Genomic DNA, 13,445 nt, shown 5'->3' with positions numbered 1-13,445 from the left:
TTCCCCCCCTACATATAATCTTGGTTTGGCAAGCTTGACTTAGAATGGTTTTCTACGAGCAATCTCCAGTTCTTTATCGTCGGTTCTTCTGCCAATTTTACAAACGTAACCGATTCATTATACGATCGCCATCGCTCAACAAGGCTCATCAGCCGGACAGAATCCAATCCCCGCTCAAACAAATCTTCACATTCACTGACATCTTCCGGATTTTCTTCCAATATGTCTGCCACTTGCTTGTGGACGATCCCCACATTTTCGTTTTCACATTTTGTATCTTTTGCTTTATCAATCTCATTGAGCAAGTGGTCAGTAGACATTGTCATTGCGAAACGTTTTGTTGCGTATTGAAGGGCAAAAGCATGATCTTCCATTGAAAAGTCGGCCAATGCGTCCCCGACAAAGAATGGTTTGATATCAAGCATGAACGCTTCAGAAGCCGACAAAAGACAGCCGATATGCGCGTAGATTCCTGTGACGATTAATTGATCGCGTCCTTCTTCTTGCATATATTCATACAGTCTAGTTTTTTTGAATGCGCTGTAACGCCATTTTATTAATTGAATATCTTCAATTTCCGGGGCTAATCCCGTCATAATGGATGTCTGATCAGCATCATCCGGAATACCCTTGCCCCAAAAATCTTGCAACAGTCCTCGGTTTTCGGAACTTTGGCCCCCTGGTTGGGCAGTGTAGACGACGGGAATTCCCGCCCCTTGACTCGCTGCTTTTAATGTTTGGATATTTTGTACTAATGCAGGGATGGGCGGTTGTTGCTGATCGTAAGCGGAAAGGAAATAGTTTTGCATATCGTGAACGAGTAGAATCGCTCGTTTCGGTTCAAATGTCCAATTCACACGATTTCTAGGCAGATCAGATTCTAATGGCATCGGATAACTTGAAATGGAAGGTATCCCCATTAATGTCACCCTTTCATGTATATTGATTAGCAAGTTGCGCTCGTAACGCTTGTTTATTTGTTTTTCCTACACCGGTTTGAGGGAAGCTTTCCTTATATTCAAACCGATCCGGTATTTTATAGGACGCCATGCTTCGTGCCTGGAGAAAGCTTTTTATTTCACGGGTATTCGCCAAAGCTCCCTTTTTGGGTACAATAACTGCACATGAGCGTTCTCCTAAAAACTCGTCGGGAATGGCGATCACAGCCGCGTCATGGACAGCAGGATGGGCAAGCAAGTGGTTTTCGATTTCTTCAGCAGCAATCTTTTCCCCTCCGCGATTAATCTGGTCTTTGGCTCTCCCTTCAACAATGATGGAACCGTCCTTGGCTAGGCGTACAATGTCCCCTGTACAGTAAAAACCGTCATCGGTAAAAGTGCGATGATTATGTTCTGAAGCTCTGTAATAGCCGCGAATCGTGTATGGGCCTCTCGTCTGCAACTCTCCAACCTCCCCCCTTTTCATGATAGTGCCGTCTTCATCGACGACACGCACTTCATCATAAGGGGACATCGGCCGTCCTTGTGTATGAACAATCGTTTCTTCCGGATCGTCCAACCGTGTGTAATTCACCAGTCCTTCAGCCATACCAAAGACTTGCTGTAATTGACAGCCGAGCACTGGTCTCACCCGGCGGGCAGCTTCCGCGCTAAACTTAGCGCCTCCTACCTGCAAAATTTCCAGGCTAGCGAGATCATCATTCCGGGCAGGCGCAGCCTCCAGCCACACAAGTGCAAGTGGGGGGACAAGCGCTGCAATCGTCACTTGTTCCTGTTCAATAAGTGTAAATGCCTCGTCGGGACTGCTGCCTTGAGCCAAGACAACACGACCGCCTGCATACATCGTCCCCAGCACGCCCGGGGAACTGAGCGGATAATTGTGAGCAATAGGTAAAGATGCCAAATATACGCTGTATTCCCTCAACTTACAAATGTCATTACTTTTTCTGATGCTGTATAGATAATCATCATGCGTACGTGGAATCATCTTAGGCAAGCCCGTGCTGCCCCCCGATAATTGCAGAAAAGCAATGTCGCTCGCCTGGATATCAGGCCAGTTCTGATTTTCTGCATTTTTCTCCATTTCATCTAATGATGGAAAGGCCTCCACTATACCTGCCACCCATATATGTTGAAGACTTGAAGCTTGAGCTTGTACTTCTTTTGCAAGATTCGGATAGTCAAATCCGTTTTGGCCATTGGCGGTGATGTACGCTTTCGCTTCTGCATGCTGGCATAAATAGACCAGCTCACTTCGTCGATGGGATGGAAGGGCGAATATTGGCCAAGCTCCGATGCGAAAAAGCGCAAAGATGACGATAAAGAAATCAATGGAATTTGGAAGCTGAACGATTACACGGTCCCCTTTTTGAAGGCCTTCTGTATGAAAACCGCTGGCCAGCTTTTTTGCCTTTGTGTCCAACTGACGATAGCTGATGGATTGAGTTCCGCACTTTACCGCAATTTTTTCTGCAAACATCATGGCTCTTTCACGTAACATGTCATTAAATGTTTCCCCTCGCCAGACGCCTTTTTTTCGATAATACTCTGCCATTTCCTGCGGCCATGTCGGGTGTTCTTCCATAACTTTTCCTCCTGTCTATTTCCCTGTCTCCATGTACCGAATCCCTAATGCGCGGAGCATCGTTTGAAATTTAGCTGTTGTTTCTGCCAATTCTTCTTCGGGATCAGAGCCTTTCACGATCCCAGCTCCGGCGAAAAGACGTAATTTCTTATCTTCTGCTTCGGCACAACGGATGGTGACCACCCATTCACCATCTCCATTCTCGTCACACCATCCCACCATTCCGGTGAAATAATCGCGTTGGAACGATTCAAGATCCTGAATGGTTTCACGAGCCTCTTCGACCGGTGTGCCACACACTGCCGGTGTCGGATGAAGCGCTTGGGCAAGTTCTATCGAAGAAGTCGCCTCATCTAGAAGTTCTCCTTCTACCTCCGTAGATAAATGCCACATCGTCGCTGTATGAAGTAATGCAGGACTCTCAGGAACGGTTAAATAACGACAATAGGGGCGAAGAGCCTCCTCTACCGCTTTAACCACTACCGCATGTTCATGCAAATCTTTAGAGGAATGAAGCAGTTCTTTCGCCTGTGCTTGATCTTCATCGAAATTTTTGCCCCTAGGCCTTGATCCTGCCAACGGATTCGCCTTCACGTTATTTCTTAATCGGGAGAGAAGAAGTTCCGGACTGGCACCGACCAATGTCCGCTTTTTTTGATTGCGTTTAGGTAAATCTGAAGCAAACGTGTATCCATGTTTATTTTCTAAAACCAAACGATTAATCATCATTTTGACATCAACTGTTTCTTTCATCGTCAAATGAAGCGATCGTGACAAGACAACTTTGTTTACAACTTCATCTTCAATTTTTTGCAAACTTCGGTTAACGCTTCTCAGATAATCATCTGCATCAGGTTCAGGCCTAATATCGTTGCAAAAGGGGGAATCAACAGCTTCCACGCTTTCGGGTACATTTCCTCTCCCTGTCCACATCGTTGTTTCGGGTATAAACAAATGGGGGGATGTCTTTTTCAAGTCAAAGGGTATTGCACCAACGATTATCGGCCGTTGACCAACGAAAGGTCTCGCAGATCGCAAAGCCGTTGCTACCTGCTTATGCAATGGAAGATGTCCTTCCCACGGCAAAAAAGAGTGACATCCTTCGGTAAGTAACGTTCCCTTAGGGGAAGCAAGAAAAAAAGAAGTGGTCTGCTCGTTGTATGTTGAAAGTAAGCATTCAGCCCGGCTTTTACCGACGTGGTCGGTCAGCGTCATCATTAGAACCTCCTGGTTAAAAATTTCTTTATACTAAAATAATTAATTGATAGTGATAATCATTATCAATTATTGAATCAAATTTTAATGCCTCTAAAAAAACCTGTCAAGTCCTTAATTGAAAAATGCTGGCGAAAACAGACAATAAATTCCATTCATTTAGCCTGGGGGTACACGTAAGCGAATCCCCCCGATGAGGCCTTTCCGGCGCTTGCAAAGGACGCGCGGACGCATGATAAACATATCAAAGAGGAGTGATTCTTTCTTATTTTAATTGAAAATGATTATCATTATCGTTATAATGCTGAATAAAACGTTAGGATGAAGGGGGAGGAGCATGAAACATTCAATTATTTTATCGATGGCTGTAGGAGGGTTCTTTTTGAACGCTTGTGCAGAAGAGGGAACGCAAACAGACGAGAATACCGGGGAGGAAGTGAAAAGTACGATTACATATCTTGGAGAAGAATATGACCTCGATACGCCAGTCGACAAAATTGCAATAGCAGGATCGATGGAAGCTTTGGAAGATGCACTCATTTTGGGGTATGAACCGTTTGCAGCGAGTACTTCCGGAGGAGAGTTTGCTGGTCATGTCGACGAAATCCTCACCCATGCAGAAGCAGTCGGAGAAAAAACAGAGCCAAACGTCGAACAAATTTTGGAGCTAGACCCTGACCTTTTACTGGCTACAACGAAGTTTCCGGATAAGATGATGGAACAGTTGGAAAAAGTGACAGAGGTCATTCAAGTTTCCCATATAGCCGATGATTGGCAAGACAATTTGCGCTTATTTGCTGAATTAACCGACAAAGAAGGAGAAGCGGAAGAAGCCATAGAAGAATACGAGAAAGAAATTGCTAAAGCCATGGACACATTCGCTAGCGATTTTGAAGATGTCACTGTACTTGCGGTGCGCATTCGAGGGGGAGAAGTTAACATTTATCCTGAGGATATCTTTTTGAATCCGGTTTTATATGGGGATCTTGAATTTGATGTTCCTGACGTTGTAGAGAATGTTGAAGCCCAACAGGTCATTTCTCGGGAAGGGTTGATTGAACTGGATCCTGATGTGCTTTTTGTTCAATTTGCAGGAGAAGAAAATACAGAGGCAGCGGATGCACTTGAAGATTTTCAAAATGAACCAGCCTTTCAAAACATCTCTGCGTTTGAGAATGAGGACGTCTATATCAACAGTATCCCTCCCATGAGTGAAGGGGGACCGGCATGGAGTCGTTTGGAATTTGTCCAAGCCATTAATGAAAACCTAGGTGAAAATGACAATGAAGATTGAACCATTCCAAATTCCCGGTACCAATGTGTTTCATATGCAAGCTGGAATCCATACGTATCGCATTCACGTTTATGAACCGCTACAACCCCCTGAAAACAAAAATGGCTATCCAGTGCTCTACGTTCTTGATGCTAATGCAGTTTTTGGATCATTCGTAGAAGCGGTACGCTTGCAATCAAAGATAAAAAAACCCCTGGGCTGTGAACCGACGATGATTGTAGGCATTGGCTATGATAGTGATCAGCCGTTTCACGTTGAGAAGAGATTTTGGGATTATACGGTGAAAGCCAACCATTCTGAGCTTCCGCAGCGAAAAAATGGAAAAGCTTGGCCCAAGAGTGGCGGTTCTCCACATTTTCAAAAATGGATTGAAACGGATTTAAAACCATTTTTAGAAAATACTTATTCAATTGATAAGCAAAAACAGGGGTTGTTCGGTCACTCCCTGGGAGGGCTGTTTGTTTTGAATCTTCTGCTTAAAGAACAATCGAGCTTTCAATGCCACATCGCTGGCAGTCCTTCGCTTTGGTGGAAAAATAAATACTTATTAAAGGGTAAAATGAATCGACCGTCAGCAGCTCGAAACTTGTTGCTGACGGTTGGGGAAAAAGAACCGGAAGGGATGATTAAAAACACAAAATGTTTGTTCAGCCAACTGAAATCATTAGAAACACTGCGTGTGGAGTACTATCAATTTCCAGAAGAAAATCATAGTTCTGTTCTCACACCGCTTGTAAGTAAGACCCTTCGTTTTTTTCATAAAGAGGTTTGAGTGGCAGTCTCTTGTGCCACACGTTGAGGGGGTGTCAACGATCTATGATTGATCGATCATGCTGAGCAGATCGATTTTTTGCCTAATGAATCTCTAGGAACTCCGATAACTCATAGAGGTCAATATTTTTCTTAAATGGCCCTTTGTTTGATAATCAGGTAGCCTTCGGTGATGACATAATAGGCTCTGAACCAAATCCAATAAAACCACAAGCACAGAATATATATGACTCAAAATTTAGTTGTGTCGCTATAATAATAATACATTGCATACTCAAGAAATTTCTGCTCTTCGTTCGTCAACGGATGAAGAACGTTGTATTCATTTACTAAATTTTGTTCATTGATCTGCTTTATGTCCTTGTCTGTTGCTCCGGCCATCGTTTCGTGAGTTAGCGTTTCAAGTTTTTCGACACATGCCTGCGCTTGGGTGGAAGAAGGGCTGGTATTTAGCGAAACTAAATGCTTTATTCTTGTAAACAGATTAAAGTACCTCAGGTCAAGGTTGGCCCTTTCACGGCGGGAATGATGATAAAACTTTTGGAGATTTTCGTGCTTATTCAGATGTTTTTCTTCCCAGATGATGGCGTTGATCATAAAGCAAAACACCCTTAAATCTACATGCCACTGGTCCTCAATGACTGTTTGCATATGATCCAGTTGATCAATGGTTTGTTGAATGTCCTCTAATTGAACCTTAAGTTCTTTCCGTTTTACATTGATTGTTTGCTTAAGATCGTCTTGATCCATCCACCGTGTATCTTCTAACATACCTGAAATATCTTTAAGAGAAAATCCAATGAATTTTAAAGACTGGATTTGCTGGAGTCTTAGAAGTTCATCTTTGCCATATAGCCGATGACCTCCTTCTTTATAATCACTAGGCGTTAGTAAACCAACTTTGTCGTAGTACCGCAGTGTACGAATTGTTACATCTGTTTCTTGTGACAGTTGACCTATTGTGAGTTTGTCTTTTGACATGTCGGCACTTGCACCTCTTTCCTTTCCTTTTTAACAAAAGGAATGGCAATAAGATAGGAGTGATGCTTACGTAAAGCAATCCGTACCATTGCATTTAATATGAATAATAGTTCTGTAGCCAACACCGCCAAAGCGATAGACATGGGATATATTGGCGAAAAAAAATAACTCAAGACAAAGAAAGGGAAAATGGTTAAATGAAAATTGAGTGCTTTCCGACTGGACTCGCGATAAAATGTGTCTTTCTTTCTCGTCACTGTGTACATAATAAGTGGAGGAAATATTCCTAAGAACAAGGATATGCCAAGCATTAATTGTACGATCAAAATTTCTTTCTTCGATGGTTGACTCATTGTTGTGCCCCTCCTACATCATTTTTAACTCCTTTAAGTGTAAAAGGTGACGTAGGTAGAGGTTCAATGCTGAAATTAATTTTTTAAAAAGTTTGGAATATGCACTGGCTTCTATCCCTTATACTATATACGACATTATTCCCCGCTAAAAAGAATATAAATTATCTCCTTTTCAAATTTGTGATGCCATCTAATTTTTAAACCTTTCCGTTCGTAAAGACCAGCACTATAAAATGAGGAGGTATTTTTGTGTTATTTCTCAAGATAAACGTTCTCTTGTATACTTTCAAGTGAAGACGAATAAGTAACTTAAAACCCTAAAAACGAGTGAGGATGAATAAGAATTGGCACAAATGAAAGAGCAAGAGTCAAAGATAATGTTAAGAGAACCCTCGAACAAAGATGTAAACGACATTTACTATTGGAAGTATGAGGAAGAAAAACAAGAAGCAAAAAAATGGAATGGACCGTATATTGAGGAGCCCCATCTTACCAAAGATGAATTTCATCAATCTTTTCAAGACATTAATAAAGATGAAGTTCCAAGCTTATTAGTCGTGACGGTTGATGGTGAATTTATGGGCACATTAAATTCCTATTGGGTCGATAAGAATACGGATTGGTTGGAAATAGGCATCGTGATTTAAAACCCCGAATTTTGGAATGGAGGTTACGGAACCAAAGCTTTCAGAATGTGGGTGGACTATCTATTTAACTGTTTTGAGTCCCCTTCAAAATCTTTGATTTAGTGGGGGATGAATCGGCTTTTTTTATTAGAAAAATAGGAGAAACCTTGATAAAAAACATACGTTTGGTATAATGGAGATGAATCAAATGTTCGGGGGCTGACAACAAATGCTGGTACGCATGAATTATAAATACGAAATGTTTCCAAACGAAGAACAGATGGAAACAATGAATTGTTGGCTGTCTATTTGTCGTCATCAGTACAATTCCGCTCTTTTGGATAAACAGCGTTTTTATCAAAAAAATAAGACTGGACTATCCCGACATGCATTGCAAAAAAAGCAAACAAAGGATAAACAAAGATTCAAATTTCTTAAAACAATGCCGTCGCAACCTTTGCAGGAGGTATTCTTCCGTCTGGAAAAAGCGTACAAGAACTTTTTCGAGGGACGTACACGCTATCCAAAGCTCAAGAAGCATAAGGATTATACGTCAATGACATTTACACAATTTGGGGTGGATAAACGAAAGATAAAAAATAAGAAAACCGGTGACGTCAACGTACAGGATGTGCGTTATGCTGCTTCGTTAGACGAGAATAATCATCTTCTTATTTCAAAGCTTGGGGCCGTGTATGTCAACTTTCATCGCCCATTAGAAGGAAAAGTGAAACAAGTCACGATCAAACGCCAGAGTAATCGTTGGTTTGCGATTTTCAGCGTCGAAAGACACGTAAACGAAACGGTTGATTTCCCAGTTCAATCAACAGGCGTTGATGTTGGGATTCAAAAATTTGCCGTGCTATCGGATGGAAGCAACGTCGAGAATCCGAGATTCCTTTTGAAAGCAGAAAAGACATTGAAACGAGCACAAAAGAAACTTTCCCGCATGAAACAAGGCTCAAATAACTGGAAGAAACAACGTCAAAACGTGCAGCAACTGCACATAAAAGTGGCGAACCAACGGCGTGATTTTCTCCATAAGCGAAGTTATCATCTTGCGAAAACGTATAAATTCGTTTTTGTGGAAGACTTAAAAATTCAAAATATGGTGAAAAACCGTCATCTGGCAAAATCGATTCATGACGCTGGTTGGGGCGCTTTTTGTCGTAAGCTTGAATACAAGTGTAGAAATAATGGCGGAGCACTTATAAGAATTAAACCCCATTATACGAGTCAAGACTGTTCCAGTTGCGGGAAGCGTGTGAAAAAGGCCCTGTCCGTTCGCACGCATGTATGCCAGTCATGCGGGGTCGTTTTAGATCGCGACCATAATGCGGCCATCAATATTGAAAAAATTGGGCTGGATCTCTTGGGTTTGAGCCCAACCTTATAAATCGATTGTTTCCACTGTAGGGCAAGGTCCTGTCCGAGCAGTATAAAACAAAGCCCTGGGAGATGATGTAAGACTCGGTTCATATAGAATAAAGTTATCGTCTATGAAAAGGGAAGCTCCATCAAAATCTGGGATTTAGGTGGAGAGGTTCACTCATACCTCATTACACCGTCTGGGAATATCAACATGGTCCGGTAATGACCGCATGATGCGAGTTGCACGAAAAGTAGGCATGGTGGAAGAAGCTAGGATTCGGCAAGCGAGGATCGTGGACGGCCAAAGGTACGATGCGATTAAAATGGGGATCTTACGAAATGAGTGGGAAAATCAGTGAAAGTAATGGAGGCGCGAATAACTTGCATATTGTAAGCACTTTGAAAAGGTCGAATAGTAATGTATAATTATACTTAAATAATAGTAAATATACATAAACGGAAAGGTGCTAAGCTATGAACTTGGTCTGTGAGTCTGTGGAAATGAATAATTATTTGCTTGACACTAATGAAGTTGACTATTCCCAACCGATCATTCAGGAGAAAATTGCTGAACTTTTTGATCGCTTTCAAACAGAAGTAGAGAAAGCTAAAATTGCTTTCGAATTTGTAAGAGATGACATTCGTCATTCGTGGGATATTAAAGGTAACAGAGTGACATGTGCAGCTTCAGATACTTTGGCTTATAGAGAAGGAATCTGTTATGCAAAGTCCCATTTACTTGCTGCATTATTACGCTCGCAAAATATCCCAACGGGCTTTTGTTATCAACGCTTAATGTTGTTTGATGTACCCGAAAAAGGGTATTGCATCCATGCCCTAAATGCCATTTTTCTAAGAACGCTTAATAAATGGATTCGAGTAGATGCTCGAGGAAAAAAGCTATCGACGCCCAATTTTCCACGGATGAAGAATTGATAGCTTTTAGGATAGATGAAGTGGCCGGCGAAAAGGATTACCCAATCATTTATACAAAACCACATCCCAAAACAATTGTCACATTAAGAGAAAATACAGATGCGGTCGACATGTATAAGCATCGTTTGCCGGAATGCTTATAGTTAAAAATGTAGAGGTGATGAAAATGGTAATTAATCCTGCAACAACTTCAGGAGCGGCAGTCATTCATAATTTAATGATTCAAGCTTTTTTGGAATATAAACATGAAACTCCGCCATCTAGCGCTTTAGATGAAAGTGTTCAGTCAGTTTCGGATGCATTAGGCAAAGGGGAAAAGGCACTGATTGCTTATGAAGAAAATCAACCGGTTGGTATGGTGCGATTTCGATTAAAAAATGAAGGGTTAAATTTTTATCGTCTATCGGTTATTCCAGAAAAACAAGGGCTAGGCATTGCAAAAGAGTTATTAAAATCCTTAGAGGACTATGCAAATAAGGCTGAACTATCTACAATTTTATGCAAAGTCCGTATGACTGTACAAAAGAACATACAGCTATATAGTTCTCTGGGTTATGCTGTTTATGATGAAGAAGTTGTACATAAACCAAATGGTATGAATATTAAAGTTGTTTCAATGGAGAAAAAACTTTAGTTGCTCAATTAAAGGGACGTGTTTTTCCTCCGCTAGCTAGTGTCATTGTCATCATTATTCACTGATATCAACGATAGATTTTGGTGTCTAGAAAGGAATTCTAAAATGAATTTTATTGCTCCATCACGCTTGCAAAGCGGGGATACTGTTGCTGTTTTATCTCCTTCAGCCGGTGTCCCCAGCTTGTTTCCCCACATTTTTGATCAGGGAATACAGATATTAAAGGAAGAATTTGGCCTGAACGTTAAGGAATGGAGTACAGCACGAGCCGATCCGAATCACCTCTATCACAATCCAAAAGAAAGAGCAGAGAATATCAATGAAGCTTTTGCAGATCCAGATATAAAAGCGATTATAAGTTCAATTGGAGGAGACGATTCCGTAAGAATCCTTCCCTATTTGGAACAGGAAGTTATTCAAAAAAACCCCAAGATTATTATGGGTTTCTCTGACAATACAACATTTCTCACCTATTGTAATCAGTTAGGGTTGGTCACTTTTTACGGACCGACGATCATGGCAGGGGGTATCTCTCAACTACAGGGTATAGGTGAAGAATACAAGCAACACATTACAGATCTTTTATTTAATCAAAATGATGGCTATGAGTATAAACCTTTTCAGTATTGGTCGGAAGGTTATCCGGATTGGTCTGATCCTGAGAACACAGGCAAAATAAATGAACAAAATCTGAACTCACAGGGATGGAACTGGTTGCAAGGTCAAAGCATAAAAAAGGGAAGACTATTTGGGGGTAATATTGAAGTTTTTGAGATGATGAAAGGGACAAAGTATTTCCCTGAAGATCAATTTTTTGATGATAAGATTCTGTTTTTAGAGAATGGTGAAGGGACAACGGCAGTCAATCAAATAAAACGGATGCTAAGAAGTTATGGTATGAAAGGGGTTTTCGACCGCATTCAAGGGCTGATGTTTGGCAGGGCTAGAGATTACTCGATTCAAGATAAGGAACAATTGGATAATGTATTAATGAACGTTATTCAAGATGAATTTCATCAATATGATTTGCCGATCATCAGCAATATGGATTTTGGCCATACAGATCCATTTTCTATTCTTCCGATGGGTACTATGGCAGAGATTGATTGCAAGCAAAAACGCATAATATTGATAGAATCCAGTGTTGTATAAGGAGTAGTAAAAATCGCGGGTGGTGATGAAAGATTGGAACCTGAACCAAAATGGCTAGCATGGGCCAAGCAGCTTCAATCCATTGCGCAATCTGGTTTAGCCTATTCAACTGATGAATTTGACATTGAAAGATTTGAGTTGATTAGAAACATAAGCGTTGAAATGATTGCCGAGCAATCAGACATGAGTCAGGCGAAAGCCAAAGATATTTTTGCCAATGACACAGGGTATGCCACCCCTAAAGTAGACGTGCGCTCGGCTGTTTTTAAGGATAATAAAATTCTTATGGTGAAAGAAAAGAAGAGTGGTTATTGGTCTTTGCCAGGCGGTTGGGCGGATATCGGTTTAACCGCAAGCGAAGTGGCTGTCCAAGAAGTGAAAGAGGAAGCCGGATTTGATGTGACACCTACAAGGTTGTTGGCAGTGCTGGATATGAAACGCCACCCGCATCCACCTACATTGCATCATATTTACAAAATGTTTATCCAATGCGAGATTGTAGGTGGGAAGGCGGCGAAAGGGATGGAAACGAGCGAGGTTGGATTCTTTGAACATGATCATTTGCCGCCGCTTTCGATCGCTCGAAACACGGAATCCCAAATAAAAATGGTATTCAATAAAACAGATAAGGGTGCAATTTTTGATTGAAATCAGGAAATTTTTGGGGGTGGTGGGTGATGGATCAGTTTCATGGACATAAGCAGAGAGACTTGGAATTACCGATACATCGAAAGCGATTGATGGATCATATTGAAAATGATCTGACACAGGATGAGAATGTTAAAGCGATATTTTATGGCGGTTCAATAGGCAGTGGGCATGCCGACATATTTTCAGACATCGACTTAAGGATTGTAGTGGATGGTCGTAAGGTTCAGGAATACAGGGATAAGAAGAAAGAGAGAGCTCATCATTGGGGGAACATATTATTTTTTGAAGGTTATGAACACGAAAGTTTTATTATCGCCCATTTTGATTCATTTGTTAAAGCCGATATTTTTTATTATAAAGAAAATGAGCTTATACCATCCGTCTGGCTTCAAGATTTGCATATTGTTTATGATCCTTACAACATCGTGAATGAGGTTCAGCTGAGATCAAATCAACTGCACTATCAATTTGGCATTGAAGATCTAGAAGCTTGGCGCACAAAACACTATGCTTTTTTGCACGAAGCATATAGAAGAGCCGTGAGAGGTGAGTATTATTATGCCATGCACTGCATGGATTGTTTGCGGCTATCGATCGTTGCAGGTTGGTATATGGAGATGGGACTACAGCCCAATTCATTTGGTGATTGGGCAAAGATTGAGGGGGAAAGAAGCCCTTTAAAAAAATGGCAATTAGAGTTGTTACAGAGATGGGATAGCTCTGGGCAGCTGGATAAGGCCATAAAAGTAATTTCGGATATGAAACCGGAATTTGAAAGAGTGAACAAGCATTTAAGTGCCAGTATTGGAACTTCGGCAAAAGAGGATTTGGTTAAAGACGTTTATCGTAAGATCTTATAGTTTTTTCGTGAATTGGTGATAAAAAGGGCACATTCACAATAGTAAATTTCCTACTCA

13 protein-coding genes and 2 pseudogenes are annotated in these 13,445 nt (G+C 41.2%); 10 read left to right on the top strand and 5 right to left on the bottom strand.

Features of this window, described 5'->3' with window-relative positions; translation table 11 throughout:
* Window positions 1–8: 8 nt before the first annotated feature.
* The 3 genes from HUG20_RS17415 to dhbC are packed head-to-tail and all read right to left on the bottom strand — an operon-like array spanning window position 9 to window position 3,759.
* On the bottom strand, window positions 9–920 hold the full coding sequence (locus HUG20_RS17415) for an isochorismatase (RefSeq protein ID WP_200085939.1): 912 nt from the start codon (window positions 918–920) through the stop codon (window positions 9–11).
* A gap of 13 nt (window positions 921–933) precedes the next feature.
* Window positions 934–2,544 carry a (2,3-dihydroxybenzoyl)adenylate synthase gene (locus HUG20_RS17410; RefSeq protein WP_200085938.1) on the bottom strand — a complete coding sequence of 537 codons (1,611 nt, stop codon included), beginning with the start codon at window positions 2,542–2,544 and terminating at the stop codon, window positions 934–936.
* 15 nt (window positions 2,545–2,559) lie between these two features.
* Window positions 2,560–3,759, bottom strand: a complete 1,200-nt coding sequence (gene dhbC / locus HUG20_RS17405) for an isochorismate synthase DhbC (protein WP_200090572.1) — start codon at window positions 3,757–3,759, stop codon at window positions 2,560–2,562.
* A gap of 337 nt (window positions 3,760–4,096) precedes the next feature.
* On the opposite strand from dhbC, the gene HUG20_RS17400 reads away from it, so the two are divergent.
* Both HUG20_RS17400 and HUG20_RS17395 read left to right on the top strand, forming a co-directional pair.
* On the top strand, window positions 4,097–5,053 hold the full coding sequence (locus HUG20_RS17400; protein WP_200085937.1) for an ABC transporter substrate-binding protein: 957 nt from the start codon (window positions 4,097–4,099) through the stop codon (window positions 5,051–5,053).
* On the top strand, window positions 5,043–5,825 hold the full coding sequence (locus HUG20_RS17395; RefSeq protein ID WP_200085936.1) for an alpha/beta hydrolase: 783 nt from the start codon (window positions 5,043–5,045) through the stop codon (window positions 5,823–5,825). Before HUG20_RS17400 ends, HUG20_RS17395 begins: the two co-directional genes overlap by 11 nt.
* A gap of 230 nt (window positions 5,826–6,055) precedes the next feature.
* On the opposite strand, the gene HUG20_RS17390 is transcribed toward HUG20_RS17395, so the two are convergent.
* Complete coding sequence (locus HUG20_RS17390) at window positions 6,056–6,805, bottom strand: MerR family transcriptional regulator (RefSeq protein ID WP_200085935.1); 750 nt, start codon at window positions 6,803–6,805, stop codon at window positions 6,056–6,058.
* The gene (locus HUG20_RS17385; RefSeq protein WP_200085934.1) at window positions 6,781–7,158 is read right to left on the bottom strand and encodes a DUF4870 domain-containing protein; all 378 of its coding nucleotides are present in this window, start codon (window positions 7,156–7,158) and stop codon (window positions 6,781–6,783) included. Before HUG20_RS17385 ends, HUG20_RS17390 begins: the two co-directional genes overlap by 25 nt.
* 353 nt (window positions 7,159–7,511) lie before the next feature.
* On the opposite strand from HUG20_RS17385, the gene HUG20_RS17380 reads away from it, so the two are divergent.
* The 8 genes and pseudogenes from HUG20_RS17380 (at window position 7,512) to HUG20_RS17350 (ending at window position 13,388) form a co-directional block, all read left to right on the top strand.
* Window positions 7,512–7,805: a GNAT family N-acetyltransferase gene (locus tag HUG20_RS17380; protein WP_246476790.1), complete on the top strand. Its 294-nt coding sequence runs from the start codon at window positions 7,512–7,514 to the stop codon at window positions 7,803–7,805.
* A gap of 208 nt (window positions 7,806–8,013) precedes the next feature.
* A complete protein-coding gene (locus HUG20_RS17375) occupies window positions 8,014–9,180 on the top strand; it encodes an RNA-guided endonuclease InsQ/TnpB family protein (protein ID WP_200085932.1) in 1,167 nt (388 codons plus the stop codon).
* A gap of 148 nt (window positions 9,181–9,328) precedes the next feature.
* Window positions 9,329–9,514 (top strand): annotated as a pseudogene (locus HUG20_RS19270) (GNAT family N-acetyltransferase); the annotation flags it as partial.
* Window positions 9,515–9,629: 115 nt separating this feature from the next.
* Window positions 9,630–10,234 (top strand): annotated as a pseudogene (locus HUG20_RS17370) (transglutaminase-like domain-containing protein).
* A 23-nt stretch (window positions 10,235–10,257) separates the two neighbouring features.
* On the top strand, window positions 10,258–10,725 hold the full coding sequence (locus HUG20_RS17365; protein ID WP_200085931.1) for a GNAT family N-acetyltransferase: 468 nt from the start codon (window positions 10,258–10,260) through the stop codon (window positions 10,723–10,725).
* Window positions 10,726–10,830: 105 nt separating this feature from the next.
* Window positions 10,831–11,877 carry a S66 family peptidase gene (locus HUG20_RS17360; protein ID WP_200085930.1) on the top strand — a complete coding sequence of 349 codons (1,047 nt, stop codon included), beginning with the start codon at window positions 10,831–10,833 and terminating at the stop codon, window positions 11,875–11,877.
* Between the two features lie 33 nt (window positions 11,878–11,910).
* Window positions 11,911–12,525 carry an NUDIX hydrolase gene (locus tag HUG20_RS17355; RefSeq protein WP_200085929.1) on the top strand — a complete coding sequence of 205 codons (615 nt, stop codon included), beginning with the start codon at window positions 11,911–11,913 and terminating at the stop codon, window positions 12,523–12,525.
* 29 nt (window positions 12,526–12,554) lie between these two features.
* The gene (locus HUG20_RS17350; protein WP_200085928.1) at window positions 12,555–13,388 is read left to right on the top strand and encodes a nucleotidyltransferase domain-containing protein; all 834 of its coding nucleotides are present in this window, start codon (window positions 12,555–12,557) and stop codon (window positions 13,386–13,388) included.
* Window positions 13,389–13,445 lie beyond the last annotated feature (57 nt).

Origin of the sequence: Salicibibacter cibi (genome assembly GCF_016495865.1) — a bacterium.
GTDB classification, from domain to species: domain Bacteria; phylum Bacillota; class Bacilli; order Bacillales; family Marinococcaceae; genus Salicibibacter; species Salicibibacter cibi.
The sequence above is the reverse complement of the archived record's forward strand: the minus strand, read 5'-3'. Positions and strand labels throughout refer to the sequence as shown.

Bases quoted from the DNA above. Each gene is read 5' to 3' on its own strand.
- HUG20_RS17395 (WP_200085936.1), top strand. From the start codon at position 5,043: ATGAAGATTGAACCATTCCAAATTCCCGGTACCAATGTGTTTCATATG.
- HUG20_RS17380 (WP_246476790.1), top strand. From the start codon at position 7,512: ATGAAAGAGCAAGAGTCAAAGATAATGTTAAGAGAACCCTCGAACAAA.
- HUG20_RS17410 (WP_200085938.1), bottom strand. From the start codon at position 2,544: ATGGAAGAACACCCGACATGGCCGCAGGAAATGGCAGAGTATTATCGA.
- HUG20_RS17375 (WP_200085932.1), top strand. From the start codon at position 8,014: ATGCTGGTACGCATGAATTATAAATACGAAATGTTTCCAAACGAAGAA.
- HUG20_RS17350 (WP_200085928.1), top strand. From the start codon at position 12,555: ATGGATCAGTTTCATGGACATAAGCAGAGAGACTTGGAATTACCGATA.
- HUG20_RS17390 (WP_200085935.1), bottom strand. From the start codon at position 6,805: ATGTCAAAAGACAAACTCACAATAGGTCAACTGTCACAAGAAACAGAT.
- HUG20_RS17415 (WP_200085939.1), bottom strand. From the start codon at position 920: ATGGGGATACCTTCCATTTCAAGTTATCCGATGCCATTAGAATCTGAT.
- dhbC (WP_200090572.1), bottom strand. From the start codon at position 3,759: ATGACGCTGACCGACCACGTCGGTAAAAGCCGGGCTGAATGCTTACTT.
- HUG20_RS17360 (WP_200085930.1), top strand. From the start codon at position 10,831: ATGAATTTTATTGCTCCATCACGCTTGCAAAGCGGGGATACTGTTGCT.
- HUG20_RS17400 (WP_200085937.1), top strand. From the start codon at position 4,097: ATGAAACATTCAATTATTTTATCGATGGCTGTAGGAGGGTTCTTTTTG.
- HUG20_RS17385 (WP_200085934.1), bottom strand. From the start codon at position 7,158: ATGAGTCAACCATCGAAGAAAGAAATTTTGATCGTACAATTAATGCTT.
- HUG20_RS17365 (WP_200085931.1), top strand. From the start codon at position 10,258: ATGGTAATTAATCCTGCAACAACTTCAGGAGCGGCAGTCATTCATAAT.